Genomic DNA, 23,882 nt, shown 5'->3' with positions numbered 1-23,882 from the left:
CCAGGGCACTTCCCATGAACATCCTCGTAGTCGAAGACGAACCCAAGGCCGGCAATTACCTGCTCAATGGCCTGCAGGAACTGGGTTACTCGGTGAGCCTTGCCCGCGACGGCGTAGACGGCTTGCACCAGGCACTGGAAACGCCCTTCGACGTCATCGTGCTGGATGTGATGATGCCGAAAATGGACGGCTGGGAAGTGCTGCGCCGCCTGCGCAAAGAGGCTGACACGCCGGTGCTGTTCCTCACTGCCCGCGATGACATCGCCGACCGCATCAAGGGCCTGGAACTGGGCGCCGACGACTACCTGATCAAGCCCTTCTCCTTCGCCGAACTAGTCGCGCGCTTGCGTACCCTGACGCGTCGCGGCCCGAGTCGCGAAGAAGAGCAACTGCACATCGCCGACCTGCAGATCGACGTGCTCAAACGCCGCGTCACCCGCGGCGGCACGCGCATTACATTGACCAACAAGGAGTTCGCCCTGCTGCACCTGTTCGCCACCCACCAGGACCAGGTGTTATCACGCTCGATGATTGCTTCGCGGGTCTGGGACATGAATTTCGACAGCGACACCAATGTGGTCGACGTCGCCGTGCGGCGCCTGCGCCTGAAAATCGACGACCCATTCCAGCTCAAATTGATCCACAGCGTGCGGGGCATCGGCTACCGCTTCGACACCCAGCCATGAACCCTCGCCGCCATTATTCGCTGACCCTGCGCCTGGCGCTGATCTTCGCCCTGCTCGCCTTCGCGCTGCTCGCCACCTTGGGCGTTGCGTTGTACCGCGAGCTTGAGCGTGAACTGATCAAGCGTGACGACGCCGCACTGATTTATCGCGCCGACCAGTTGCGCAACCTGCTCAAGGACAGCAACACCCTGGACCTGATCAAGACCAAGCCAGAGCTGTTCCAGAACATGCTGGGCAACAGCGAGTCGGTGCTGAGCATCGCGGCGCCGGGGCAAAAGCCGTTGCTGCTGGTAAACCCGGGCAACATTGCAATGCCAGATGTGCCGCCCGTGCCCACCAACCGTGAACTGGGCTTTGCCGACGTGCACCATTTACCCGGTATCAATGGCGTGCCTTTCGCCACCGTGGCCGCGTCCATCGACTCGGGCGACCTGGGCAGCCTGCAAGTCACCACCGGGCGCCTGATGACCGAACGCACGGCGATGCTCGCCAGCTATCGCTTGAGCGTGTTTATCCTCGCCAGCATCGCCGCGGTCATTCTCGCCATCGTCAGCTACCTGCTGGTGCACCGCGGGCTGGTGCCACTGCGGCGCCTGGCCGTGCACACCCAAGGTATCGGCGTGGGCAACCTGGCCGAACGCCTCGACAGCCACGGCGCGCCCAAAGAGCTGCTGCCGATGATCGACGCCTTCAATACCATGCTTGAACGGTTGGCCAAGGGCTTTGTGCAACTGAGCCAGGTATCCACCGACATGGCCCACGAGCTGCGCACGCCGATCAACAACTTGCTGGGGGAAACCCAGGTCGCCCTGCAACAGAGCCGTAACATTGAGAGCTACCAGCAACTGCTGGCGTCCAATGTCGAAGAACTCGAACGCCTGGCACGAATGCTCGACAACATGCTGTTCCTCGCCCGTACCGACCCGGCCAGCGCACTGCGCCAACGCCAGGAACTGAGTGCGGCGGATGAAGTGGAGCGTATAGCCGACTACTTCGAAGGGTTGGCGAGCGATGTGGATATTCACATTCAGGCCGAGGGCGAAGGCCTGATCTGGGCCGAGCCGATGCTGTTGCGCCGCGCCTTGGCAAATTTGTGTGCAAACGCCATCAAGTACGGCGCACCCAGTTCGCAGTTGCTGATTCAGGCCATTCCAGACGCCGAGGGCATCAACTTGCGCGTCAGCAACCAGGGGCAGACGATTCCCGCCGAGCATTTGCCGCGCCTGTTCGAGCGTTTTTACCGGGTGGATGAGTCACGGGAACGCTCGGCCCAGTCCAATGGGCTGGGGCTGTCGATTGTCGCGACCATCATGCAGCTGCATAACGGCCGCTACCGGGTCACCAGTAAGGCCGGAGTGACCTGTTTTGAGTTGTTTTTCCCCAGGCGCGAAGCCTGAACACCGCGAGCCGGGTCAACTGACCTGGCCACCGGCCTGCACCACATCAACCGGTGTGTTCCATGCCACCTGCACCGCCAGGCGCAAGCCTTCTAAGGTTGTCACCAATGGCATCGATGCCAGCCCAGTCCCCACCTGCTCCGGCAAGTTCGGCACATGGATGAACCCACTGCGAACGTCCGTGCCGGCCAGCGCGTGCTGCAACAGATAAAACACCTGATTACACACAAACGTACCCGCGGTCTGCGAAACCGCCGCAGGCACCCCGGCCTCGCGCAACGCCTTGACCATGGCCTTGATCGGCAATGTGCTGAAGTACGCCACCGGCCCGTCGATCACCACGGGCGTATCGACAGGTTGCTCACCCAGGTTGTCCGGGATGCGCGCATCGTTAACGTTGATCGCCACCCGCTCCATGGAAATGCTGCTGCGTCCAGGGCCGAGGCCCGTAGCGATCACCATCGCCGGGCGCAATTGCGTGAGCCACTCAGCCAGGCACTCCCCCACCAAGGCAAATGCACAGGGCAGTCGGCGCGCAACAATCTGCACATCCTCGCCCAATAGCATCCCATCCAACTGGCGTACAGCCTCCCAGGACGGGTTGACCGGGTCTTGATCAAAGGGCTCGAAGCCCATCAACAGTAACGTTTGCATCCTGGCCTCACATCAACAGGTAAAGCAGCACAATATTGACCACCAGCATCATCAATGCCGTGGGCAATTGCGCCTTGATGACCGCGTTCTTGTCCGGCAACTCCAGCAAGGCTGCCGGAACTATATTGAAGTTGGCCGCCATCGGCGTCATCAATGTGCCGCAATAGCCGGAGAACATGCCAATCGCCGCCATTACCGCCGGGTTGCCGCCGTAGATGCCCACCAGCACCGGCACGCCGACACCGCCGGTCATCACCGGGAACGCCGCAAAACCATTGCCCATGATCACGGTAAACAGCGCCATGCCCAATACATACACCATCACCGCCACCAGCTTGAAATCCAGGTTGATATAGGTGGTGGTGACATGGGCAACCGCGGTGCCGACCCCGGCTTCATTGAACAGCAAGCCGAGCATGGCGAGCATTTGCGGCAGCACCATGGCCCAGCCCAAGGCTTCGGTCAGGCGTCGGGATTCACGCAAGGCTTGCACCGGTGTGTCGCGGGTCAACCAACAGGCCAGGCCGAGGGCGATCAGGCAGCCGATGCCCAAGGAGACAAAAGTGGTGTTTTTCGGGTCCAGCAATGGCACACCACCGATTTCGGTGTGCTTGAGCAATACCGAGCCAATCACGGTGGTCAGCGGAATGGCCAACGCCGGGATAAACAGCTTGTGGCCAAGCCGACCGGCACTGGCGCGGGCAGACTTGTCATGCAACTGGGCATGCACACCGCGCCCCACGCCACCCAAACCTGCGATCAACGCCATCACCACCACGCCAACGCCGATAACCACCGGCGGCAAACGCTCCCCGACCAGGAACGGAATGGCAAACAGCAACCAGAATACCGCGCTGGACCAGCGCTTGGGATGGGTACGATCCAGCAGGATCATGCCTGCGGTAATCAACAGCAGAATGCCAGCAAGCCAGTACAGGTACTCAATCGAGATAATCATTGCGCAGACTCCACCGGCGTCGCGACGGGCGTCATCTCGCGGGTAAGCCTTCGGTCGAACCGGTGCAGGCGAATCGCATGGATGATAAACGCACAGATCGCCGTCGGAATGCCCCACACCGCAATGTGCAACGGCTCCACATCAATCCCCGAACCGAGCAGGAAGGTGTGCATCAGCGCAATCGCACCAAAGGCAACAAAGATGTCTTCACCGAAAAACAGCCCGACGTTATCGGTCGCCGCACACATGGCCAACACCTTGTGGCGCAGTTTGTCCGGCAGCTTGCCGTAGCGTTTTTCCGCTGCGCCTTCGGCCATCGGTGCCAACAGCGGGCGCACCATCTGCGGATGCCCGCCCAGGCTGGTGAGGCCCATGGCGGCCGTGGACTCGCGCACAAATAGATACATGATCAACAAGCGCCCCACCGTGGCGCGCTCGAAGCGGGCGATCCAGTTCTGCGCATGCAGGCGCAGGCCATGGCGCTCCAGCAGCCCAATAACGGCCAGGGGCAGTAACAGGATCAATTGCAAGGCGCGGGTCTGAAGGAAGCCTTCGCCCATGCTGGCGAGGATTTTTTCCAGCGGGAAGTGGGCTGCGAGCCCGGTGGCAATGGCTGCGGCGGTCACCACCAGCAACGGATTGAAGCGCAGGACAAAGCCAACCACGATGACAAGTACGCCGATCAACGGCCATAGGTTCACAACAGTTTGCATGACGATTAAGTCCTAGAATGCGCGCTGCGGCGCCATGACGGCAGGACGTGAACAAAGGGTTCACAGCATGAAAGTGGCGTGCAGCCCGACGTGGTTTTTTATTGTTGACCTGGGAGGTCGAGCGTCAGTGGCGGCAACTGTGCTGCTTGGGGGCGGGAGGTGTCCAACAAGAAAAATTGTTGCTGCAAACCAATAAATTTTGTCGGTGATGGGCGCCGGGTGGCCCGGCGCTTTGAGGGAGTTCAGCTCAAGCGCTTGTGGAAAAAATGGCGTTTATGGCCCGGCGGGAAATCAGCAATGTGGCCAAATTCAGTGAAGCCCTGCTTGCGATAAAACCCGGGCGCCTGGAAGCTGAAAGTGTCCAGCCAGATGCCCTCGCATCCGCGTTCACGGGCCAGGTCTTCAGCCGCACGCATCAATCGCGTGCCCGTGCCTTGGGTGCGCATCTGGTCGGGAATGCTCAACAGTTCAATGAACAACCACCCGAAGGAAATCTCCCCGTAAAGACCGCCCACTACTTCTTGAGAAGCGGGATCACGCAGCAAAATACCGACCGTTTCGGACGGCATCTGGCCGGTGTGGCTGCGGTTGAAAGCCCGCAGCGGCTTGAGAATGGCCTCGCGCTCCTGCGCCGTCACGTCGAACGATACTTCCATTGCCAATTCCATTACGGACTCCATGGGTTGAATTCAATCGCTCCTCAGTATGCCTTGGGCGCACCAAACCTGAGTGGATCTGCGCCAGTTTCATTAACCCAGCGGCGCTCAATCACCTTAAGTCGTCTCGACAGCATGGATCTCGTTCCAGACCTATACTCAATACAGTGTTGCGCGGTCCTGCGCAGCGCTCAGCGCAGTATTGCCGATGGAGGCAGCCGCTATGTACGCCGGACAAACGAGTATGGCGACAACAAATGGTGAGATACGGTGCCAGATGTTTGCACAGATTATCTGCCTGTTATCGGTGGCTACGCTGTTCTGCTAGCAGTTCTCAGCGCAGTAACCCGCAAAGCGGTATGGGCAGGTATTGGCAAAATTCCAGCCAAAAAAAGAGCCCACCTTTCGGTGAGCCCTTCAACACTCAAGGTTTTGCACGTGTCAGAAGTGTGAGACTCAGGCCAGCTCGGCCAAATCTTTTACGTCAAAAGGCTTCAAGTCGGCCGAATTGCCCGTTCGAATTTTCCTCACCCACTGCGCGTCACTCAGCAGTGCTCGCCCAACAGCGATCAAGTCGAACTCCTCTTTCTCCAATCGCTGCACCAAATTGTCGATCGCTGCCGGTTGGGAGCTTTCGCCGCTGAAGGCGCCGAGGAAGTCGCCGGACAACCCCACAGAGCCGACACTGATAGTCGCAGCGCCTGTCAGCTTTTTGGCCCAGCCGGCAAAGTTCAGACCCTGCTCGCCGTCCAGTTCCGGGAACTCGGCTTCCCAGAAGCGCCGTTGAGAGCAATGCAAAACGTCCACGCCGGCCTCCACCAGTGGCACCAGCCAATCGGACATGCTTTCAGGCGTCGTAGCCAAACGGGCGCTGTAATCCTGCTGCTTCCACTGACTCAGACGCAGAATGACCGGGAAATCCGGCCCTACGGCTGCGCGTATGGCCTTGACCACTTCCGCCGCGAACCGTGAGCGCTCCTTGATCGTTGCGCCGTTGAAGTGGTCGGAGCGTTCATTCGTACCTGTCCAGAAAAACTGGTCCAGCAGGTATCCGTGGGCACCGTGTATTTCGACGGTATCAAACCCCAGCCGCTTGGCGTCAGCAGCGGCCTTGGCGAACGCCGCAATGGTGTCGGCAATCGCCTCATCATTCATGGCCTGCCCCAGTGGTTTTTGAGGACCGGCAAGCCCCGACGGGCTCTCAAACCCACCGGCGGGCGCCCAGTCTTCCTGGAAACTGGGCGCGGCCCCGACGTGCCAGATCTGCGGCCCCATTTTGCCACCGGCGCGATGAACACCATCGATTACTGCTTTCCAGCCTGCGAGTGATTCATCGCCATGGAAAAACGGAATCCGCGACATATTACGAGCGCCCGGACGATCCACCACAGTCCCCTCAGACAGAATCAACCCGACCTGGTTTTCCGCACGCTTGCGGTAATAAGCGGCGATTTGTTCGTCAGGCACACCGCCCTTGGCGAAAGCGCGCGTCATAGGCGCCATTACAATTCGATTCTTCAGGGTCAAGGACTTGATCGTGAACGGCTGAAATAGAGAGTCGAGATTCGTAGAACTCATTGAGAGATGCTCCGAGCAAAAGGAAACTCCATGGTATAAGGTGTATACCTAATATCAATAAGGCACTTAAAAGTGCTCAGGTATACCCGAGGAAACTACATGCAGGAAAAAGCTATTCAGGCGTTGGGGCAAAACGAGAACCCTCCAGTCGTCTACGCCGCTGATTGCACCAGCCGGATACTGCTCGATCAGATCGCGGACAAATGGTCCGTATTGATACTGGCAACGCTCTGTAAAAGCCCGCTGCGCTTCAATGAAATCAAACGTCGACTCGACGGCATTACGCAAAAAGCGCTCACGCAAAGCCTGCGTCGCCTGGAGCGCAATGGCATTTTGTCGCGCCGCGTCATTCCCTCTTCTCAAGTCGCCGTCGAGTACAGCGTTACGGACCTGGGGCATACGCTGGAAGAGCCATTTCGTGCGTTATATAGGTGGACGCTCCAACATTCTGAAGCTGTGATGAACGCCCAGGCGGCATTCGATAAGCTTGCAGAAGAGCAGCAGCACGACGGGTAAAAGCATAACGATGGCGGCGGGAGTGTTGATAAGGAAGTTTTACAAATCGCAGGCAACAAAAAAGGGCCCACCTTTCGGTGAGCCCTTCCAGACCGCCCAGCAGAGCGGATTTTGTTTGGTAGGCGCGATTGGACTCGAACCAACGACCCCCACCATGTCAAGGTGGTGCTCTAACCAACTGAGCTACGTGCCTGCTGTGAGGCGGCATTCTACGGAATTCCGAAGGGGTGTCAACATCTTTTTTGCAGCTAACCCTATGAATATGCGAATTTTTTATTTGTGAAAGGCATGCCCGGGGTTTTCGGGTGGCTGGCAGGCAATTTTCAACTCAGGTAGGATCGGCGCACTCGTAAAAAATATAAAACAGAGGTTCCAGGATGGCGAACACCCCCTACCCCCAGTCGTATTACGCCGCGTCCGCGAATGCGGTTCCGCCACGCCCGGTGCTGCAAGGTGAAGTCGAAACCGATGTCTGCGTGATTGGCGCCGGTTATACCGGCCTGTCCAGCGCGCTGTTTCTGCTGGAGAACGGTTTTCGCGTGACGGTACTGGAAGCCGCCAAGGTCGGCTTTGGCGCCTCGGGCCGCAATGGTGGGCAGATCGTCAACAGCTATAGCCGCGACATCGACGTGATCGAACGCAGCGTTGGCCCCAAGCAGGCGCAGTTGCTGGGGCAGATGGCGTTTGAGGGCGGCAGGATCATTCGTGAGCGCGTGGCCAAGTACCAGATCCAGTGCGACTTGAAGGACGGCGGTGTGTTCGCTGCACTCAACAGCAAGCACATGGGCCACCTGGAGTCGCAGCAGCGCCTGTGGGAGCGCTACGGCCATACGCAGCTTGAGTTGCTGGATGAGCGCCGTATCCGCGAAGTGGTGGCCTGTGACAACTATGTCGGCGGCCTGCTGGACATGAGCGGCGGCCATATTCACCCGCTCAACCTGGCACTGGGCGAAGCAGCGGCGGTGGAGTCCCTGGGCGGCACGATTTACGAGCAGTCTGCGGCGGTGCGCATCGAGCGCGGCGCCAACCCTGTGGTACACACCGCCGAGGGCAAGGTCAGGGCCAAGTTCATCATCGTCGCGGGCAATGCCTACCTGGGCAACCTGGTGCCGGAGCTGGCGGCCAAGTCGATGCCGTGCGGCACCCAGGTCATCACCACCGCGCCGCTGGGCGATGAACTGGCCAAGACCTTGCTGCCGCAGGACTACTGCGTCGAGGACTGCAACTACTTGCTGGACTACTACCGCCTCACCAGTGACAAGCGCCTGATCTTCGGCGGTGGCGTGGTGTATGGCGCGCGCGACCCGGCCAACATCGAAGCGATCATCCGCCCGAAGATGCTCAAGGCCTTCCCGCAGCTCAAGGATGTGAAGATAGATTACGCCTGGACCGGCAATTTCCTGCTGACCCTGTCGCGCCTGCCACAGGTGGGTCGCCTGGGCGACAACATCTATTACTCCCAGGGCTGCAGTGGCCACGGCGTGACGTACACGCACCTGGCGGGCAAGGTGCTGGCAGAAGCGTTGAGAGGCCAGGCAGAGCGTTTTGATGCGTTTGCCGACCTGCCGCACTACCCGTTCCCGGGCGGGCAACTGTTGCGCACACCGTTTGCGGCGCTGGGTGCCTGGTATTACGGGCTGCGGGATAAGCTGGGGTTCTGATTGCGATAGCTGGCTGCCGACGATGGCCATACCTTGGACCGAGGTGTAGCTATCGCAGGCAAACCAGCTCCCACATTGACCAGTGGCAGCTTCAGAAGAAGCTCAACCCAAAATATCAAATCGCAGACACAAAAAACCCCGGTCTTTCGACCAGGGTCTTTGCTATCGGATCAAAGCAGCTTAACACTTGCTTTGTGCTCCAAGGCGTTCAGTGGGCCTTGGGGCAGATATGGCGCAGCGGACGGGACTCGAACCCGCGACCCCCGGCGTGACAGGCCGGTATTCTAACCGACTGAACTACCGCTGCGTATCGCTTCACCAGTTGAGCCTAAACCCTCAACTGTCTTTAAACGTCTGACTGATCAGCCTAAGCCTTTCAATCTCAAACCCGACAAATCGGACCTGGAAAATATGGCGCAGCGGACGGGACTCGAACCCGCGACCCCCGGCGTGACAGGCCGGTATTCTAACCGACTGAACTACCGCTGCGCGTCGGTGCAACCTTTAACGTTGCGTCTTGCCCGAAGGCAAAACTCTCAAGAAGTGGTGGGTGATGACGGGATCGAACCGCCGACCCTCTGCTTGTAAGGCAGATGCTCTCCCAGCTGAGCTAATCACCCTTTGCTTCGTTGAGGCCGCGAAATTTACGCAGGTAGCAGACCTAAGTCAATAGCCTGCTTGAAGTTTTTCTGAAAAAGACAAAATTGCTTCAAGGCGGCTACCCGCCCTACTCGCTGTAAATCATCTTCTTGCTCATGCCGCCGTCGACCACAAACTCTTGGCCAGTGACAAACCCTGCCTGACGCGACAGCAGCCACGCCACCATCGCCGCCACGTCCTCAACCGTGCCCACCCTGCCCGCCGGATGCTGGGCATGATCGGCATCGGTCAAAGGCTCGGCACGCCGCGCCGCTGGATCACGCGCATCGATCCAGCCAGGGCTGACGGCATTGACCCGCACCTCCGGCCCAAGACTTATGGCCAGCGCGTGAGTCAGGGCCAACAGCCCGCCCTTGCTCGCCGCGTAGGCCTCGGTGTCGGGCTCCGATTGACGCGCGCGGGTCGAGGCCAGGTTGACGATCGCGCCGCCATGGGCACGCAGGTACGGTGCACAGTGCTTGGCCAGCAGCATCGGCCCGCTGAGATTTACCGCCAGCACGCGGTTCCAGTACGCCAGGTCGAGGCTTTCGAGGGTGATATTGCGCGGGTCGGCCACGGCGGCGTTGCACACCAACGCGTCCAGGCGACCGAACTGGCCGAGCACTTCGGCAACGCCCTGGGCGACCTGCTTCTCGTCGGCCACGTCCATGCTGATAAACCAGGCGTTGTCACCCAGCACCTTGGACACCTTGGAGCCGCGCTCGCGGTCCAAGTCGGTCAACACCACCTGCCAGCCTTCGCTGATCAGCCATGCCGCGATGCCGAGGCCAATGCCTCGGGCGGCGCCCGTCACCAGCGCAACACGGCCGTTACCGGCCGCTGCTGTTTCCATGGACCACTCGATCACAAGGCAGCCAGCCCGCGAGCCAGGTCAGCTTGCAGGTCGGCTACGTCTTCCAGGCCCACTGCAATGCGGATCAGGCTGTCACGGATGCCGGCCGCTTCACGCTCCTGTGGCGCCAGGCGCCCGTGGGAGGTGGTGCTGGGGTGGGTGATGGTGGTCTTGCTGTCACCCAGGTTGGCCGTGATGGAGATCAGGCGCGTTGCGTCGATAAAGCGCCAGGCGCCGTCTTTGCCGCCTTTTACTTCAAAGCTCACCACCGCGCCGAAACCACGCTGCTGACGCTGGGCCAGCGCGTGTTGCGGGTGGCTCTTGAGACCGGCGTAATGGACTTTCTCAATCCCGTCCTGTTGCTCCAGCCACTCGGCCAGGGCCTGGGCATTGGCGCAATGGGCCTTCATCCGCAGGCTGAGGGTCTCCAGGCCTTTGAGGAAGATCCACGCATTGAACGGGCTCAGAGTCGGCCCGGCGGTGCGCAAGAAACCCACCACTTCCTTCATCTGCTCGCTGCGGCCGGCGACTACGCCGCCCATGCAACGGCCCTGGCCGTCGATGAACTTGGTGGCAGAGTGCACAACAATGTCCGCGCCCAGCTTCAACGGCTGTTGCAGCGCCGGCGTACAGAAGCAGTTATCGACCACCAGCATCGCGCCCTTGGCGTGGGCCACTTCGGACAACGCGGCGATATCTACCAACTCGGCCAGCGGATTGGACGGCGACTCGACGAACAGCAGCTTGGTGTTGGCCTTGATCGCCGCATCCCAGCCGGACAGATCCGCCAGGGGCACGTAGTCCACTTCGATGCCGAAGCGCTTGAAGTACTTCTCGAACAGGCTGATGGTGGAGCCGAACACACTGCGCGACACCAGCACATGGTCGCCAGCACTGCACAGGCTCATCACCACTGCCAGGATCGCAGCCATACCGGTCGCCGTGGCCACCGCCTGCTCAGCGCCTTCCAGGGCCGCGATACGCTCTTCGAACGCACGCACGGTCGGGTTGGTGTAACGCGAGTAAACGTTGCCCGGCACTTCACCGGCAAAGCGCGCAGCCGCGTCGGCTGCGGTGCGGAACACATAGCTGGAGGTGAAGAACATCGGGTCACCGTGCTCACCTTCCGGGGTGCGGTGCTGACCGGCGCGCACAGCCAGGGTATCGAAAGCTACGCCATCGAGGTCGCTGTCCAACCGACCGGCATCCCATTCCTGACTCATGCTGCGACTCCTTACTCAATACTCTATTTAAGATACAAAACCGGCCCCTCAGGGCCGGTGTTTACTCAGTTGTTGTACAGATCGATGATCGCACTGACCGCCTGGGTCTTGATCTTCGACGAGTCGTTACGCGCCTGCTCGATCTTGTTCAGGTAAGCCTCGTCGACATCACCGGTCACGTACTTGCCGTCGAACACGGCGCAGTCAAACTCGGCGATCTTGATCTTGCCACCACCGACCGCCTCGATCAGGTCTGGCAGGTCCTGATAGATCAACCAGTCGGCACCGATCAGGTCGGCTACATCCTGGGTCGAACGGTTGTGGGCGATCAGCTCGTGGGCGCTCGGCATGTCGATACCGTACACGTTCGGGTAACGCACGGCAGGCGCGGCGGAGCAGAAGTACACGTTCTTCGCACCGGCTTCGCGGGCCATCTGGATGATCTGCTTGCAGGTGGTGCCGCGCACGATGGAGTCGTCGACCAGCATCACGTTCTTGCCGCGGAATTCCAGCTCAATGGCGTTGAGCTTCTGGCGCACCGACTTCTTGCGCGCCGCCTGGCCAGGCATGATGAAGGTACGGCCGATATAACGGTTCTTGACGAAACCTTCGCGGAACTTGACGCCCAAGTGGTTGGCCAGCTCCAGCGCAGCGGTACGGCTGGTGTCCGGGATCGGGATCACCACGTCGATATCGTGCTCGGGACGCTCGCGCAGGATTTTCTCGGCCAGCTTCTCGCCCATGCGCAGGCGCGCCTTGTACACCGAAACACCGTCGATGATCGAGTCCGGACGCGCCAGGTAGACGTGTTCGAAGATGCACGGAGTGAGTTTCGGCGCAATCGCGCACTGACGGGTGTGCAGCTTGCCGTCTTCGGTGATGTATACGGCTTCGCCCGGTGCGAGGTCGCGGATCAGGGTGAAGCCGAGCACGTCCAGGGACACGCTTTCGGACGCGATCATGTATTCGACGCCTTCGTCGGTGTGACGCTGGCCGAACACGATCGGGCGAATGCCGTGCGGGTCACGGAAACCGACGATGCCATAACCGGTGATCATTGCGACGACGGCATAACCACCGACACAACGGTTGTGCACGTCGGTCACGGCAGCGAATACATCTTCTTCGGTCGGCTGCAACTTGCCGCGCTGGGCCAGCTCATGTGCGAACACGTTGAGCAGCACTTCCGAGTCGGAGTTGGTGTTGACGTGGCGCAGGTCAGATTCGTAAATCTCCTTGGCCAGCTGTTCAACGTTGGTCAGGTTACCGTTGTGCGCCAGGGTGATGCCGTAAGGCGAGTTGACGTAAAACGGTTGAGCTTCGGCCGAGGTCGAGCTACCGGCAGTCGGGTAACGCACATGGCCAATGCCCATGTGCCCGACGAGGCGCTGCATGTGACGCTGATGGAACACGTCACGCACCAGGCCATTGTCCTTGCGCAGGAATAACCGGCCGTCGTGGCTGGTCACAATACCGGCAGCGTCCTGGCCGCGGTGCTGGAGGACGGTTAGCGCGTCATACAGCGCCTGATTGACGTTCGACTTACCGACGATACCGACGATGCCACACATGCGACGCAACCCCTACTTAATGAATCTTGACTGAACACTACTTACTGAGGCGTTTTGGCCGGCAAGAGGTGTTCCTTGAACGGAAGATCAGCGGGTACGCTGATTCCGCTGGCCAGCCACTGACTGCTCCACCCCAATATGAGGTTCTTGGACCAATCTGCAACCAATAGAAATTTTGGCACGAGTACCGACTCCTGCCACCACGAATCCTGCTGTACCGGCCCCAGGCTCAACAGCCCGACCGCCACAACCACCAGCAAGCCGCCACGCGCGGCGCCGAAGGCCATGCCGAGAAATCGATCGGTCCCGGAGAGGCCGGTGACACGTATCAACTCGCCAATAAGATAATTGACCATTGCCCCCACCAACAGCGTGGCGATGAACATGATGGCGCAGCCCGCAATCACGCGAGCCGAAGGTGTTTCGATATACCCGGCCAGGTAAACCGACAGTGAACCACCGAACATCCAGGCTACAACTCCTGCGATGATCCAGGTCAGCAACGACAGTGCTTCTTTTACGAAGCCGCGGCTTAGACTGATCAAAGCGGAGATGGCGACGATTGCTACGATCGCCCAATCAACCCAGGTAAATGGCACAGTGCAGCCTACGTACGGATAAGGCGGCGCATTTTAGCAGAGCGCTGGGCTATCGGTAAGCTGTGATTGTGGGTGCTTTGCAAATCAATGGGTTGAGCAATCTCAAGACCACCCAAAAACAATGTGGGAGCTGGCTCCCACAAAAGCCAGCTCCCACATTTGCCCTGCATTCCAACCCTTTACTCAGCCGCGCTCAGGCTGGAACCGCACCACAAACCCATTCAGGTTCTGCTGTCGCCCCAGCAGGTCACGCAGGCGGTCCGCTTCGGCGCGCTCGATCAGCGGCCCGATAAATACGCGATTTTTGCCGTCGGCACTGCGGATATAGGCGTTATACCCCTGGGCACGCAACTTTTTCTGCAAGGCATCGGCGCTTTCACGGTTAGCCAGGCTGGCGAGCTGGATCGACCAACTGATCGGCAGACCATTCGGGTCGATACGGCTTTGACCGACATCCGGCTTGCCCGGCGCGGCAGGTTGTGGCGCTACCGGCTTGGGCGCAGGGGCTGGCGCAGCAGGTTTGGCAGCCACCACCGGGGCCGCTGGAGCGGGCGCCGGCTTGACCACCGGCACACTCTGTTGCACCGGCACTGCTGGCGCCGCTGGAGCCGTTTGCGCAGCCACCTCATCATCGCTCGGCACCGGTTCTTCAGGCAGCGTCTGCGGCTCAGGCACCACCACCGGCTCCACCTGAACTTGCGGCATCGATGGGGCCTGTGGCGCTGCCGGTGCCTCGACCACGACCTGGCGCTGTTCGTCCTGGCGCGAAAACAGCATCGGCAGGAAAATCACCGCCAACGCCACCAATACCAGGGCTCCGACCATTCGCTGCTTGTATGCGCTATCCAGTAATGCCATGTGCAGCTTCCTCCGTGGAGCGCCGGGCCAACCACTCAAGCGCCTCGGCAACACAATAAAATGATCCGAACAACAGAATCTCGTCCTCGGCCGTCGCCACCGCACATTGCGCCTCAAGCGCTGCAGTGACGCTTGCATACGACGCCGCCGACGCACCAAGGTTCTGCAATGCCACTTGCAGTTCGGCAGCCGGGCGACTGCGCGGCGTGTCCAGCGGCGCTACCGCCCAAGCCTGGACATTGCCGAGTAACGGCGCAACCACACCGTCCAGATCCTTGTCAGCCAACAGCCCGAACACCGCCAGGCGACGACCGGCAGGTGGCGTGCGTGACAGACGTTGCGCCAGGTACTCGGCGGCGTGCGGGTTGTGCCCCACATCCAGCAGCAGGTTCAAACGCTTGCCTTCCCACTCGAATGTGCGGCGATCCAGGCGCCCCACCACACGAGTAGCCAGCAACGTGGCAGCAATCTGCTCGGGATTCCACGGCAGATCCATCAACAGGTACGCTTGCAGCGCCAGCGCGGCGTTTTCCATCGGCAGGTTCAGCAGCGGCAAATCCCGCAGCTCTACCACCTGGGCACGCGCATCACACCCGCGCCACTGCCAATGCTGGTCGCCAACTTCGAGATTGAATTCGCGGCCCCGCAGGTAAAATGGGCAATCCAGCTCGCGCACCTTGTCCAGCAAAGGCTGGGGCGGGTTCAGGTCACCACACAGCGCCGGCTTGCCTTGGCGGAAGATCCCGGCCTTTTCATAAGACACCGACTCGCGAGTGTTGCCCAGATAGTCCGCATGGTCGACACCAATGCTGGTTACCAGCGCGATATCGGCGTCCACCACGTTAACGGTATCCAGACGCCCGCCAAGCCCGACTTCCAGCACGACCACATCCAACTGCGCACGCTCGAACAGCCAGAAAGCCGCCAAGGTGCCCATTTCAAAGTAAGTCAGGGAAATTTCGCCACGGCCGGCATCCAGTGCAGCGAAGGCTTCGCAAAGCTGCGCGTCAGTGGCTTCGATGCCATTGAGCTGCACCCGCTCGTTATAACGCAGCAGGTGCGGAGAATTGTAGACGCCTACTTTAAGCCCTTGGGCTTGCAGCAGCGCCGCGACAAAGGCACAGGTAGAGCCTTTGCCGTTGGTGCCGGTCACCGTGATTACACGCGGCGCCGGGCGGCCCAACCCGAGGCGGGCCGCTACCTGTTGCGAGCGCTCCAGGCCCATGTCGATGGCTGACGGATGCAACTGCTCAAGGTAAGCGAGCCATTCGCCCAGGGTACGTTGGGTCATAGGTTTGCTGGCACCGGCGGAACAACGATAGGTTCGATTTTAGGTGCGACGTACACAGGCGTCGGCAAGCCCATCATTTGCGCCAGCAGGTTACCCAGGCGTGGGCGCAGTTCACCGCGCGGGATGATCAGGTCGATCGCACCGTGCTCCAGCAGGAACTCGCTGCGCTGGAAGCCTTCCGGCAGCTTTTCACGTACGGTCTGCTCGATCACGCGCGGGCCGGCAAAGCCGATCAGTGCTTTGGGCTCACCGACGATTACGTCACCCAGCATCGCCAGGCTGGCGGAAACACCACCGTAAACCGGGTCAGTCAGTACCGAGATGAACGGGATGCCTTCTTCACGCAGACGTGCCAGTACCGCAGAGGTCTTGGCCATTTGCATCAAGGAGATCAGCGCTTCCTGCATGCGCGCACCACCAGAGGCAGCGAAGCAGATCATCGGGCAACGATTTTCCAGCGCGTAGTTGGCGGCACGTACAAAACGCTCGCCGACGATGGCACCCATGGAACCGCCCATGAAGGAAAATTCGAACGCGGACACTACCACCGGCATACCCAGCAGCTTGCCGCTGACCGAAATCAGCGCGTCTTTTTCGCCGGTCTGCTTCTGCGCTGCGGTCAAGCGGTCCTTGTACTTCTTGCCGTCGCGGAACTTGAGACGGTCAACCGGCTCCAGGTCTGCGCCCAGCTCGTTACGGCCGTCGGCATCAAGGAAGATGTCGATGCGCGCACGGGCGCCGATGCGCATGTGATGGTTGCACTTGGGGCAAACGTCCAGGGTCTTTTCCAGCTCCGGGCGGTACAGCACCGCGTCGCAGGATGGGCACTTGTGCCACAGACCTTCAGGAACCGAGCTTTTCTTCACCTCGGACCGCATGATCGAAGGGATCAGTTTGTCTACTAACCAGTTGCTCATGCTTTCTTTCTCCAGTACCGGTGGCTTGAACACAGCCCCGCGTATGCCCTTGAGCTAAATTCATATGTGGCGATGACACAGGCTGGACGGGGTCAGACGTTCGACCGGCCATTTCCCGCCTGTATCCTCAGCCTTCCAGACAACCTGCCAACGCAGGGTTGCCACTTCATTTCCGGGCCTCCCGCAGGCGGCACCGGTGCTGTTCTACACAGTGGTAGTTATGGACGGCGGCAGACTGCCAGCCGTCACATCGCGCCACTGCTGTTGCGCACGGCCTGCATGAATGCGCGAATCTTGTGGTGATCCTTGATGCCCTTGCCCTGCTCCACTCCGCCGCTGACGTCCACCGCATAAGGCCGGACCTGCTCGATGGCCGCCGCGACATTCGCGGGATTGAGCCCACCTGCGAGGATGATCGGCTTGCTCAAGCCTTCGGGAATCAGCGTCCAGTCGAACGCCTCACCCGTGCCGCCGGGCACGCCTTCGACATAGGTATCCAGCAAAATGCCGCGAGCGCCAGTATAGGCGGCGCACGCAGCAGCAATGTCATCCCCGGCCTTGACGCGTAGCGCCTTGATGTACGGGCGCTGGTAGCTTTCGCATTCATCGGGGCTTTCGTCACCGTGAAATTGCAGCATATCCAACGGCACGGCATCCAGGGTTTCGTTGAGTTCGCAACGGCTGGCGTTGACGAACAGCCCCACGGTGGTCACGAATGGCGGCAGCGCAGCGATAATCGCCCGCGCCTGCAACACATTTACCGCGCGCGGGCTCTTGGCATAAAACACGAAACCGATGGCATCCGCCCCCGCTTCGACTGCCGCCAGCGCATCTTCTATGCGGGTAATCCCGCAAATCTTGCTGCGAACGGCTGGCATGTCGTGGAAACCTCAGGGGTTGGGCCGAGAAAGTCCCGGATGGTAACAAAAGCGCTTGCAGGCGTCAGCCGTCAAGTTCGCTGAAACCTGTGAGGAAATGTGGACCGATAAAGCGCTGCGGCAATTCAAACTCGTCGCGGTACTCCACATCCACCAGGTACAAGCCGAACGGGTGCGCCGTGACACCGCCGGTGCGGCGAACGCGGCTCTCCAGCACTTCCCGCGCCCACTCCACCGGGCGCTCGCCAGTGCCGATGGTCATCAGCACACCGGCAATATTGCGCACCATGTGGTGCAGGAAAGCACCGGCGCGGATATCCAGCACGATCATCTTGCCGTGACGGGTCACGCGCAGGTGATGGACTTCCTTGATCGGCGATTTAGCCTGGCATTGCCCCGCACGGAAGGCGCTGAAATCATGCACGCCGACCAGATGCTGGGCGGCCTCGGCCATACGTTCGGCATCCAGCGGGCGGTGGTTCCAGGTGATTTCCTGATTCAGGTGCGCCGGGCGGATCTGATCGTTGTAGATCACATAGCGGTAGCGCCGGGCAATGGCCTTGAAGCGCGCATGAAAATGCGCAGGCATGACCTTGGCCCAGGTCACGCTGACGTCATGGGGCAAATTGATATTAGCGCCCATCACCCAGGCTTTCAGCGTGCGCTCGGCCTGGGTGTCAAAGTGCACCACCTGGCCACAGGCATGCACACCGGCATCGGTACGCCCGGCACACATCAGCGAGACCGGCGAATCCGCCACCTTCGACAACGCGTTTTCGAGGGTTTCCTGCACAGTCAGCACACCTGAAGCCTGGCGCTGCCAGCCGCGATAGCGCGAACCTTTGTATTCCACGCCCAAGGCGATGCGGTTAAAGCCTGCGGCCGCCATTTCGGCAGCCGCGTTATCTATATTTGCCAAGAACTGAGAGCCCGATGAGTTGCGCGAAGGCGGGCATTATAAAGGCGCTGGAGCTATGCGGGGCGCTTTTGTTGTGTGGGAGCTGGCTTGCCTGCGATACAGGCACCTCGGTCTACAGTTGAGACCCGGTTGACGCCATCGCAGGCAAGCCAGCTCCCACACAAACCCGCTCCCACAGGGGGTTTGTATCAATTGTTAGATTTTGCCGAGCATTTCCTTGGCTTCATCGCGCTGCTCTTCACTGCCCTCGGTCAGCACTTCATTGAGGATGTCCTTTGCGCCATCCGCATCGCCCATGTCGATGTAGGCCTGGGCCAAGTCCAGCTTGGTGGCGACCTCGTCGGTGCCGGAAAGGAAGTCAAACTCCGGCTCATCAGCGCCCAACGCCGCGTCTTCAGCGGTGAAGGAAGGCTCGATCGGCGGATGCTCGAGGCTCGAAGACAGGCGATCGAGTTCTGCGTTGACGTCATCGAGCTCCGAGGCGAATGCATCAGGCTTGGCAACGGCCGGGGCTTGCGGCTCGTCCGCCAGGGACAGGTCGAAGTCCTCCGGCAGGTCAAAATCGTCCAGCGCAGCCGGCTTGAGGGTCGGCGGCTCAACAGCCGGCACGTCCTTCATTTGATCTTCCAGGCCCGACAGGAAGTCGTCATCGGCCTGCGAAGACGGAGCCTCAAGCTGCAAGTCCAGGTCGAAGTCCGACAGGTCATCAGGGCTGGCCTTGGCTTCGGTCTGCTGTTGCAGCACCGACTCAAAGCTCGGCGCGTCTTTCGGGCTGACTACGGTGGGTGACGCCGCTTCCAGGTCATCCAGACTCAGGTCGAAATCGGTGTCGAACGCCTCAGGCTCCGGGGCAGGCGCGGCGGGCTTGTCTTCGAGCAAGTCCTTGACGTATTGAGCATCCAGGGCCGCCGCTGCCACCGCAGCACTGACGCCCGCAGCCAACACGGCCATGGCCGGGAAGCGGTTTTTGAGCTGCTCGACCTGAGCATGGTTTTCACCATTGGCCACCAGTTGACGCTCCTGGGTGACGAAACCGTCCTTGTCGCCTTGCAGGCCATAGACTTCCATCAACTTCAGGCGCAGGTCGCTGCGCTTGGGTTCGCGCTTGATCGCCTGCTCCAGCACATCGGCGGCCTGGTTCAGGTGGCCACGGTCGATATGGGATTGCGCTTGCGCCAATGCATCACTGGAGTTTTCCGGGGCGACGGCAACGGCCAAAGGCGCCAGCACGGAGGCGACCGATGGCACCACCACAGGCTCAGCAACCGCAGCCGGCGCAGGAGCAGCAGCCAATTTAACGTTCGGCGCTGCCACCTCAAGGCCTTCGAAGCTATCCGCAGGCAGATCGTGATCCACATTTGGCGTAAATGCCGGTTCTTCGGCCAGCGCGCGTGCCATGCGCAGGTGCTTTTCCTCTTCGAGGCGCGCATTGCGATGGCGCGCCCACAGCAGCAGAAGCAACAACACCAGCAAGCCAGCCGCGCCACCGATTACACCAAGGACGATCGGATTGGTCAGCAGCTCGTTGAACTTGCCTTCGTTGGTGGCAGGCGTGTCCTGCGCCTTGATTGGCTCAGGCGCGGGTGCTGCGGCAACGGGCGCCGCCTCAGCGGGTGCAGGCGTTGGCGTAGCTTCAGTTGCCAATTGAGCCGGCATCGCCGCTGTCGCCTGCGCCGCCGGCTCAGGGTTACCGGCCTGCAACCTGGCGAGTTGATCGTTTTTCAGTTGAATCAGTTTTTGCAGCTTGTCCAGTTGGCTTTGCAGGTCGGCCGCACGGCTTTTGAGCTCTTCATTGTCGCGACGGGTGGTGTCCAGCTGCTCCTGGGTCATCGCCAGTTTATCGCTCACCGCTCGGCTATCACCGGCCTTGCCCTTTGCGCCTTTTTTGGCCGACTCCGCCGAGACCAGGCTCAAGTTGTCCTTGGCCGTGGTGCTCGACGGCGCATTGCCCGCCTGGGTGCGCTTGGTCGCGTCCAGCTGTTGCTTGCCCGCCACCGGGTTACTGGCTGCGCGACGACCTGCGCGCCAGGCAGCATTTTGCGCAGTCACTTCGGCAATCGCCTCGGGCTGCGGCAAGCTGGTGGCTTGCTGGCGGTCCGGCAGGCGCAGAACCTGGCCGGTTTTCAGGCGATTGATGTTGCCGTCGACAAAGGCATCAGGATTAAGCGCCTGGATGGCCAGCATGGTTTGCTGCACCGACGCACCGTTGCGATTCTTTTCGGCAATTTCCCACAAGGTGTCGTGAGAGGTCGTGGTGTGTTGAGCGGATTTGCTGGCGGTCTTCGCCGGGCTGGCGGCCGCAGTGCTGGCCGGTGCGCTCAAGCGCGGCGCGGGCGCGTTGGCGGTCGGCGCCGGCTGCTCGAACTTGGCCGGGTCGAGCAACACACTGTAGTCGCGCATCAAGCGGCCATTGGGCCACTGCACCTGCAGCAGGAAACGTACGTAGGAATCGGGCAGCGGCTTGCTGGAGGTGACGCGCACCACACTGCGGCCGCTGGGGTTGACCACCGGGGTAAACGTCAGGTCATTGAGAAACGCCTGGCGGTCAACGCCTGCATCTACAAACGCCTGGTCGGAGGCCAGGCTCGGGGTGATCTCGGCAGCCGTGAGGCCGCCTACGTCGAGCAATTCGATTTCCACCGACAACGGCTGGTTCAGCTTCGATTTGAGGGTCATCTCCCCAAGTTGCAGCGCCTGCGCCATACCGGAGGACAGCGCCGAGGCGGCCGCTATTGCTAACACCAGTTTGCGAACTTGAACCATAGCCTCATCCTTTGTCTGAACACTCCCCGGCCTGCGAGAAGGTTGGTAACCGCTGCCATAAGGCATGGCGAGCCGATAGGTTACCGACGCGCTTCTTTACCGCTTGGGGCCAAGCATAGCGCCTGGCTAGAATCAATCTACAAATTGCCGCCAAGTATCTTTTACACAAGGCCTTTTATCAACAACTGCGCCAGCTGTACGGCGTTGAGTGCCGCGCCCTTGCGTACGTTATCTGACGTCAGCCACAGATTTAGTTCCGCCGGGTCATCCACACCTGCACGCACACGGCCGACGTAGACCACATCCTGGCCGACCGCATCGCCCACAGCCGTGGGGTAATCGCCCTCTTCAACCAGTTCGATGCCAGGCGCCGCTTCCAATGCACGGTTCACCGCTGCCAGATCGACCGGCGCGCCCAATTGCAACGACACCGTCAGGCTATCGCCAAAAAACACCGGGGCTTGAACGCAGGTTGCAGAAATCTTCAGCAATGGAGTTTCCAGCACTGCGCGCAGTTCGTGTACGAGACGTTTCTCCAGGGCTGTATGACCTTTCGCATCTGGCGTGCCGACTTGTGCCAAAAGGTTGAAGGCCATTTGCCGATCAAAGAACTTGGGCTCCAGCGGGCGCACGTTCAACAGTTCGGCGGTCTGTCGCGCCAGCTCGCTGACGGCTTCACGGCCCTGGGCGGATACCGCCAGGTTGGCGGTGACGCTGACACGCTGGATCTCCAACAATTCACGCAACGGCGCCAGCACCACGGCCAGGTTGGTCGCCGATGGGCTTGGGCTGCTCAGTTGGAAGGGCTTTTTCAAACTGTCCAGTACATGGGCATTGGCTTCCGGCACCACCTGAGGCGCCTGTTCAGCAGGCAAGGCGCCAGACAAGTCGATCACCGCGCAACCGGCAGCGGTGGCGCGCGGGGCGAAGCTCAAGGTAACGGCCGGGCCGGCCGCAAAGAAGGCAAGCTGCGCTTTTTTGAAATCGAACTCATCGACTTCCTTGACCCGCACGTTCTTGCCGCGAAACGGCACGGAGGCGCCGGTCGAATTGCTGCCGGCCAGCAGATAGAGGGTGCCCACCGGAAAATCCAGTTCTTCGAGAATCTGCACCAGGGTTTCACCGACGGTGCCAGTGGCGCCGATCACGGCGATTTCAAAGGTCTGGGTCATGGAGGCTGCCTCGGGCATTGCGGGGGGAGCGGCACTTTACCGGGTGGCTCGGGGTGAGGCAATTAAGCTGGCCTTTGTGGTGAGGCTGATGGCCTCATCGCAGGCAAGCCAGCTCCCACCCTTGAATGTGTTTACAAAACAAAATGTGGGAGCTGGCTTGCCTGCGATGGCGGCCTCAAGGGCAACAAAAAACCCGCGCCTGTCACCAGTACGCGGGTTTCTCTTACGGCTTCAAGCGATCAACGCTCAAGCAAGATCCGCAGCATGCGACGCAGCGGCTCGGCAGCGCCCCACAGCAGTTGGTCGCCGACCGTGAACGCGCCGAGGAACTGGCTGCCCATGTTCAGCTTGCGCAGACGGCCCACCGGTACATTCAGGGTGCCGGTGACCTTGGTCGGGCTCAGCTCCTGCATGCTGATGTCGCGGTTGTTCGGCACCAGCTTGACCCACGGGTTGTGCTGGCTGATCAACCCTTCGATATCGGCGATCGGCACGTCTTTGTTCAGCTTGATGGTCAGCGCCTGGCTGTGGCAGCGCATGGCGCCGATGCGCACGCAGATGCCGTCGACCGGGATCGGGCTCTTGAAGCGACCCAAAATCTTGTTGGTCTCGGCCTGGGCCTTCCACTCTTCGCGGCTCTGGCCGTTTGGCAGTTCCTTGTCGATCCACGGGATCAGGCTGCCGGCCAATGGCACACCGAAGTTCTCGGTCGGGTAAGCGTCGCTACGCATGGCTTCGGCCACGCGGCGGTCGATGTCGAGGATCGCGCTGGCAGGATCGGCCAGTTGATCGGCAACAGCGGCGTGGGTCGCGCCCATCTGCTTGATCAGTTCACGCATGTTCTGCGCACCGGCGCCGGACGCCGCCTGATAAGTCATGGCGCTCATCCACTCAACCAGGCCGGCTTCGAACAAGCCGCCCAGGCCCATCAGCATCAGGCTGACGGTGCAATTGCCGCCGACGTAGTTCTTGGTGCCGGCATCCAGTTGCTGGTCGATGACCTTGCGGTTCACCGGGTCGAGGATGATCACCGCGTCGTCCTGCATGCGCAGGCTGGAGGCGGCGTCGATCCAATAACCCTGCCAGCCGGCTTCGCGCAGCTTGGGGAAGACTTCGCTGGTGTAGTCGCCACCCTGGCAGGTCAGGATCACATCGAGGGTTTTCAGCTCTTCAATGCTGTAGGCGTCCTTGAGCGGGGCGATATCCTTGCCCACGGACGGCCCTTGGCCACCTACGTTCGAAGTGGTGAAAAACACCGGCTCAATAAGATCGAAATCCTGCTCTTCCAGCATCCGCTGCATGAGCACGGAACCGACCATACCGCGCCAACCGATCAGACCTACACGTTTCATCGCAACTACACCTTGTTAAAAAGTGGGC

General features: G+C 60.6%; 21 protein-coding genes and 4 tRNA genes. 4 read left to right on the top strand and 21 right to left on the bottom strand.

Annotated features, from left to right (window positions below; all coding sequences use genetic code 11):
• The first annotated feature begins 14 nt into the window (after nucleotides 1-14).
• Complete coding sequence (locus AB4P96_RS12065; protein ID WP_017138758.1) at nucleotides 15-686, top strand: heavy metal response regulator transcription factor; 672 nt, start codon at nucleotides 15-17, stop codon at nucleotides 684-686.
• The gene (locus AB4P96_RS12060) at nucleotides 683-2,083 is read left to right on the top strand and encodes a heavy metal sensor histidine kinase (protein ID WP_395600809.1); all 1,401 of its coding nucleotides are present in this window, start codon (nucleotides 683-685) and stop codon (nucleotides 2,081-2,083) included. The genes AB4P96_RS12065 and AB4P96_RS12060 overlap by 4 nt, the downstream gene beginning before the upstream one ends.
• A gap of 15 nt (nucleotides 2,084-2,098) precedes the next feature.
• Here the strand turns inward: AB4P96_RS12060 and pcp are convergent, their stop codons facing one another.
• From pcp to AB4P96_RS12035, 5 genes are all read right to left on the bottom strand, one after another.
• The gene (pcp, locus tag AB4P96_RS12055; protein ID WP_395600808.1) at nucleotides 2,099-2,737 is read right to left on the bottom strand and encodes a pyroglutamyl-peptidase I; all 639 of its coding nucleotides are present in this window, start codon (nucleotides 2,735-2,737) and stop codon (nucleotides 2,099-2,101) included.
• A 7-nt stretch (nucleotides 2,738-2,744) separates the two neighbouring features.
• Nucleotides 2,745-3,695, bottom strand: a complete 951-nt coding sequence (locus AB4P96_RS12050) for a DUF979 domain-containing protein (protein ID WP_169988581.1) — start codon at nucleotides 3,693-3,695, stop codon at nucleotides 2,745-2,747.
• The gene (locus AB4P96_RS12045) at nucleotides 3,692-4,408 is read right to left on the bottom strand and encodes a DUF969 domain-containing protein (RefSeq protein WP_099549907.1); all 717 of its coding nucleotides are present in this window, start codon (nucleotides 4,406-4,408) and stop codon (nucleotides 3,692-3,694) included. The genes AB4P96_RS12050 and AB4P96_RS12045 overlap by 4 nt, the downstream gene beginning before the upstream one ends.
• Before the next feature lie 242 nt (nucleotides 4,409-4,650).
• A complete protein-coding gene (locus AB4P96_RS12040) occupies nucleotides 4,651-5,076 on the bottom strand; it encodes an N-acetyltransferase (RefSeq protein WP_017138753.1) in 426 nt (141 codons plus the stop codon).
• A 444-nt stretch (nucleotides 5,077-5,520) separates the two neighbouring features.
• Nucleotides 5,521-6,642 carry an NADH:flavin oxidoreductase gene (locus tag AB4P96_RS12035; RefSeq protein ID WP_017138751.1) on the bottom strand — a complete coding sequence of 374 codons (1,122 nt, stop codon included), beginning with the start codon at nucleotides 6,640-6,642 and terminating at the stop codon, nucleotides 5,521-5,523.
• 99 nt (nucleotides 6,643-6,741) lie between these two features.
• Between AB4P96_RS12035 and AB4P96_RS12030 the strand changes: the two genes are divergently transcribed.
• A complete protein-coding gene (locus AB4P96_RS12030) occupies nucleotides 6,742-7,158 on the top strand; it encodes a helix-turn-helix domain-containing protein (RefSeq protein ID WP_017138750.1) in 417 nt (138 codons plus the stop codon).
• Between the two features lie 116 nt (nucleotides 7,159-7,274).
• On the opposite strand, the gene AB4P96_RS12025 is transcribed toward AB4P96_RS12030, so the two are convergent.
• Nucleotides 7,275-7,351 (bottom strand) — tRNA-Val (locus AB4P96_RS12025).
• Nucleotides 7,352-7,535: 184 nt separating this feature from the next.
• Between AB4P96_RS12025 and AB4P96_RS12020 the strand changes: the two genes are divergently transcribed.
• Entirely contained in the window at nucleotides 7,536-8,819 is a 1,284-nt protein-coding gene (locus AB4P96_RS12020; RefSeq protein WP_017138749.1) for an FAD-binding oxidoreductase, read from the top strand.
• 230 nt (nucleotides 8,820-9,049) lie between these two features.
• On the opposite strand, the gene AB4P96_RS12015 is transcribed toward AB4P96_RS12020, so the two are convergent.
• From AB4P96_RS12015 to asd, 15 genes are all read right to left on the bottom strand, one after another.
• Nucleotides 9,050-9,126: transfer RNA gene (locus AB4P96_RS12015), tRNA-Asp, on the bottom strand.
• 105 nt (nucleotides 9,127-9,231) lie between these two features.
• Nucleotides 9,232-9,308: transfer RNA gene (locus AB4P96_RS12010), tRNA-Asp, on the bottom strand.
• A gap of 55 nt (nucleotides 9,309-9,363) precedes the next feature.
• Nucleotides 9,364-9,439: transfer RNA gene (locus AB4P96_RS12005), tRNA-Val, on the bottom strand.
• 107 nt (nucleotides 9,440-9,546) lie between these two features.
• A complete protein-coding gene (locus AB4P96_RS12000) occupies nucleotides 9,547-10,311 on the bottom strand; it encodes an SDR family oxidoreductase (RefSeq protein WP_020372699.1) in 765 nt (254 codons plus the stop codon).
• An 11-nt stretch (nucleotides 10,312-10,322) separates the two neighbouring features.
• The gene (locus AB4P96_RS11995; RefSeq protein ID WP_017138747.1) at nucleotides 10,323-11,534 is read right to left on the bottom strand and encodes an O-succinylhomoserine sulfhydrylase; all 1,212 of its coding nucleotides are present in this window, start codon (nucleotides 11,532-11,534) and stop codon (nucleotides 10,323-10,325) included.
• 65 nt (nucleotides 11,535-11,599) lie between these two features.
• On the bottom strand, nucleotides 11,600-13,105 hold the full coding sequence (gene purF, locus AB4P96_RS11990; RefSeq protein WP_017138746.1) for an amidophosphoribosyltransferase: 1,506 nt from the start codon (nucleotides 13,103-13,105) through the stop codon (nucleotides 11,600-11,602).
• Nucleotides 13,106-13,146: 41 nt separating this feature from the next.
• Complete coding sequence (locus AB4P96_RS11985) at nucleotides 13,147-13,704, bottom strand: CvpA family protein (protein ID WP_003212681.1); 558 nt, start codon at nucleotides 13,702-13,704, stop codon at nucleotides 13,147-13,149.
• A gap of 183 nt (nucleotides 13,705-13,887) precedes the next feature.
• The gene (locus AB4P96_RS11980; protein WP_170037950.1) at nucleotides 13,888-14,562 is read right to left on the bottom strand and encodes an SPOR domain-containing protein; all 675 of its coding nucleotides are present in this window, start codon (nucleotides 14,560-14,562) and stop codon (nucleotides 13,888-13,890) included.
• Complete coding sequence (gene folC / locus AB4P96_RS11975) at nucleotides 14,546-15,853, bottom strand: bifunctional tetrahydrofolate synthase/dihydrofolate synthase (protein ID WP_099548305.1); 1,308 nt, start codon at nucleotides 15,851-15,853, stop codon at nucleotides 14,546-14,548. The genes AB4P96_RS11980 and folC overlap by 17 nt, the downstream gene beginning before the upstream one ends.
• The gene (gene accD / locus AB4P96_RS11970; RefSeq protein ID WP_003234319.1) at nucleotides 15,850-16,770 is read right to left on the bottom strand and encodes an acetyl-CoA carboxylase, carboxyltransferase subunit beta; all 921 of its coding nucleotides are present in this window, start codon (nucleotides 16,768-16,770) and stop codon (nucleotides 15,850-15,852) included. The genes folC and accD overlap by 4 nt, the downstream gene beginning before the upstream one ends.
• A 245-nt stretch (nucleotides 16,771-17,015) precedes the next feature.
• Nucleotides 17,016-17,648 (bottom strand): phosphoribosylanthranilate isomerase, encoded by a 633-nt coding sequence (locus AB4P96_RS11965; RefSeq protein WP_017138743.1) that lies wholly within the window; start codon nucleotides 17,646-17,648, stop codon nucleotides 17,016-17,018.
• A gap of 64 nt (nucleotides 17,649-17,712) precedes the next feature.
• On the bottom strand, nucleotides 17,713-18,537 hold the full coding sequence (gene truA / locus AB4P96_RS11960) for a tRNA pseudouridine(38-40) synthase TruA (protein ID WP_026013815.1): 825 nt from the start codon (nucleotides 18,535-18,537) through the stop codon (nucleotides 17,713-17,715).
• A gap of 225 nt (nucleotides 18,538-18,762) precedes the next feature.
• Nucleotides 18,763-21,330: a FimV/HubP family polar landmark protein gene (locus tag AB4P96_RS11955; RefSeq protein ID WP_395600807.1), complete on the bottom strand. Its 2,568-nt coding sequence runs from the start codon at nucleotides 21,328-21,330 to the stop codon at nucleotides 18,763-18,765.
• A 161-nt stretch (nucleotides 21,331-21,491) separates the two neighbouring features.
• The gene (locus AB4P96_RS11950; protein ID WP_176991850.1) at nucleotides 21,492-22,502 is read right to left on the bottom strand and encodes an aspartate-semialdehyde dehydrogenase; all 1,011 of its coding nucleotides are present in this window, start codon (nucleotides 22,500-22,502) and stop codon (nucleotides 21,492-21,494) included.
• Nucleotides 22,503-22,741: 239 nt separating this feature from the next.
• Complete coding sequence (gene asd / locus AB4P96_RS11945; protein WP_017138739.1) at nucleotides 22,742-23,854, bottom strand: aspartate-semialdehyde dehydrogenase; 1,113 nt, start codon at nucleotides 23,852-23,854, stop codon at nucleotides 22,742-22,744.
• Nucleotides 23,855-23,882: the final 28 nt, after the last annotated feature.

The sequence above is a fragment of the Pseudomonas sp. B19125 genome, from assembly GCF_044218855.1.
GTDB classification, from domain to species: domain Bacteria; phylum Pseudomonadota; class Gammaproteobacteria; order Pseudomonadales; family Pseudomonadaceae; genus Aquipseudomonas; species Aquipseudomonas edaphica.
The sequence above is the reverse complement of the archived record's forward strand: the minus strand, read 5'-3'. Positions and strand labels throughout refer to the sequence as shown.

Bases quoted from the DNA above. Each gene is read 5' to 3' on its own strand.
- folC (WP_099548305.1), bottom strand. From the start codon at position 15,853: ATGACCCAACGTACCCTGGGCGAATGGCTCGCTTACCTTGAGCAGTTG.
- pcp (WP_395600808.1), bottom strand. From the start codon at position 2,737: ATGCAAACGTTACTGTTGATGGGCTTCGAGCCCTTTGATCAAGACCCG.
- AB4P96_RS12030 (WP_017138750.1), top strand. From the start codon at position 6,742: ATGCAGGAAAAAGCTATTCAGGCGTTGGGGCAAAACGAGAACCCTCCA.
- AB4P96_RS12065 (WP_017138758.1), top strand. From the start codon at position 15: ATGAACATCCTCGTAGTCGAAGACGAACCCAAGGCCGGCAATTACCTG.
- AB4P96_RS11965 (WP_017138743.1), bottom strand. From the start codon at position 17,648: ATGCCAGCCGTTCGCAGCAAGATTTGCGGGATTACCCGCATAGAAGAT.
- AB4P96_RS12040 (WP_017138753.1), bottom strand. From the start codon at position 5,076: ATGGAATTGGCAATGGAAGTATCGTTCGACGTGACGGCGCAGGAGCGC.
- truA (WP_026013815.1), bottom strand. From the start codon at position 18,537: ATGGCGGCCGCAGGCTTTAACCGCATCGCCTTGGGCGTGGAATACAAA.
- purF (WP_017138746.1), bottom strand. From the start codon at position 13,105: ATGTGTGGCATCGTCGGTATCGTCGGTAAGTCGAACGTCAATCAGGCG.
- accD (WP_003234319.1), bottom strand. From the start codon at position 16,770: ATGAGCAACTGGTTAGTAGACAAACTGATCCCTTCGATCATGCGGTCC.
- AB4P96_RS11950 (WP_176991850.1), bottom strand. From the start codon at position 22,502: ATGACCCAGACCTTTGAAATCGCCGTGATCGGCGCCACTGGCACCGTC.
- AB4P96_RS11995 (WP_017138747.1), bottom strand. From the start codon at position 11,534: ATGAGTCAGGAATGGGATGCCGGTCGGTTGGACAGCGACCTCGATGGC.
- asd (WP_017138739.1), bottom strand. From the start codon at position 23,854: ATGAAACGTGTAGGTCTGATCGGTTGGCGCGGTATGGTCGGTTCCGTG.
- AB4P96_RS12050 (WP_169988581.1), bottom strand. From the start codon at position 3,695: ATGATTATCTCGATTGAGTACCTGTACTGGCTTGCTGGCATTCTGCTG.
- AB4P96_RS12060 (WP_395600809.1), top strand. From the start codon at position 683: ATGAACCCTCGCCGCCATTATTCGCTGACCCTGCGCCTGGCGCTGATC.
- AB4P96_RS12035 (WP_017138751.1), bottom strand. From the start codon at position 6,642: ATGAGTTCTACGAATCTCGACTCTCTATTTCAGCCGTTCACGATCAAG.
- AB4P96_RS12020 (WP_017138749.1), top strand. From the start codon at position 7,536: ATGGCGAACACCCCCTACCCCCAGTCGTATTACGCCGCGTCCGCGAAT.
- AB4P96_RS12045 (WP_099549907.1), bottom strand. From the start codon at position 4,408: ATGCAAACTGTTGTGAACCTATGGCCGTTGATCGGCGTACTTGTCATC.
- AB4P96_RS12000 (WP_020372699.1), bottom strand. From the start codon at position 10,311: ATGGAAACAGCAGCGGCCGGTAACGGCCGTGTTGCGCTGGTGACGGGC.
- AB4P96_RS11980 (WP_170037950.1), bottom strand. From the start codon at position 14,562: ATGGCATTACTGGATAGCGCATACAAGCAGCGAATGGTCGGAGCCCTG.
- AB4P96_RS11955 (WP_395600807.1), bottom strand. From the start codon at position 21,330: ATGGTTCAAGTTCGCAAACTGGTGTTAGCAATAGCGGCCGCCTCGGCG.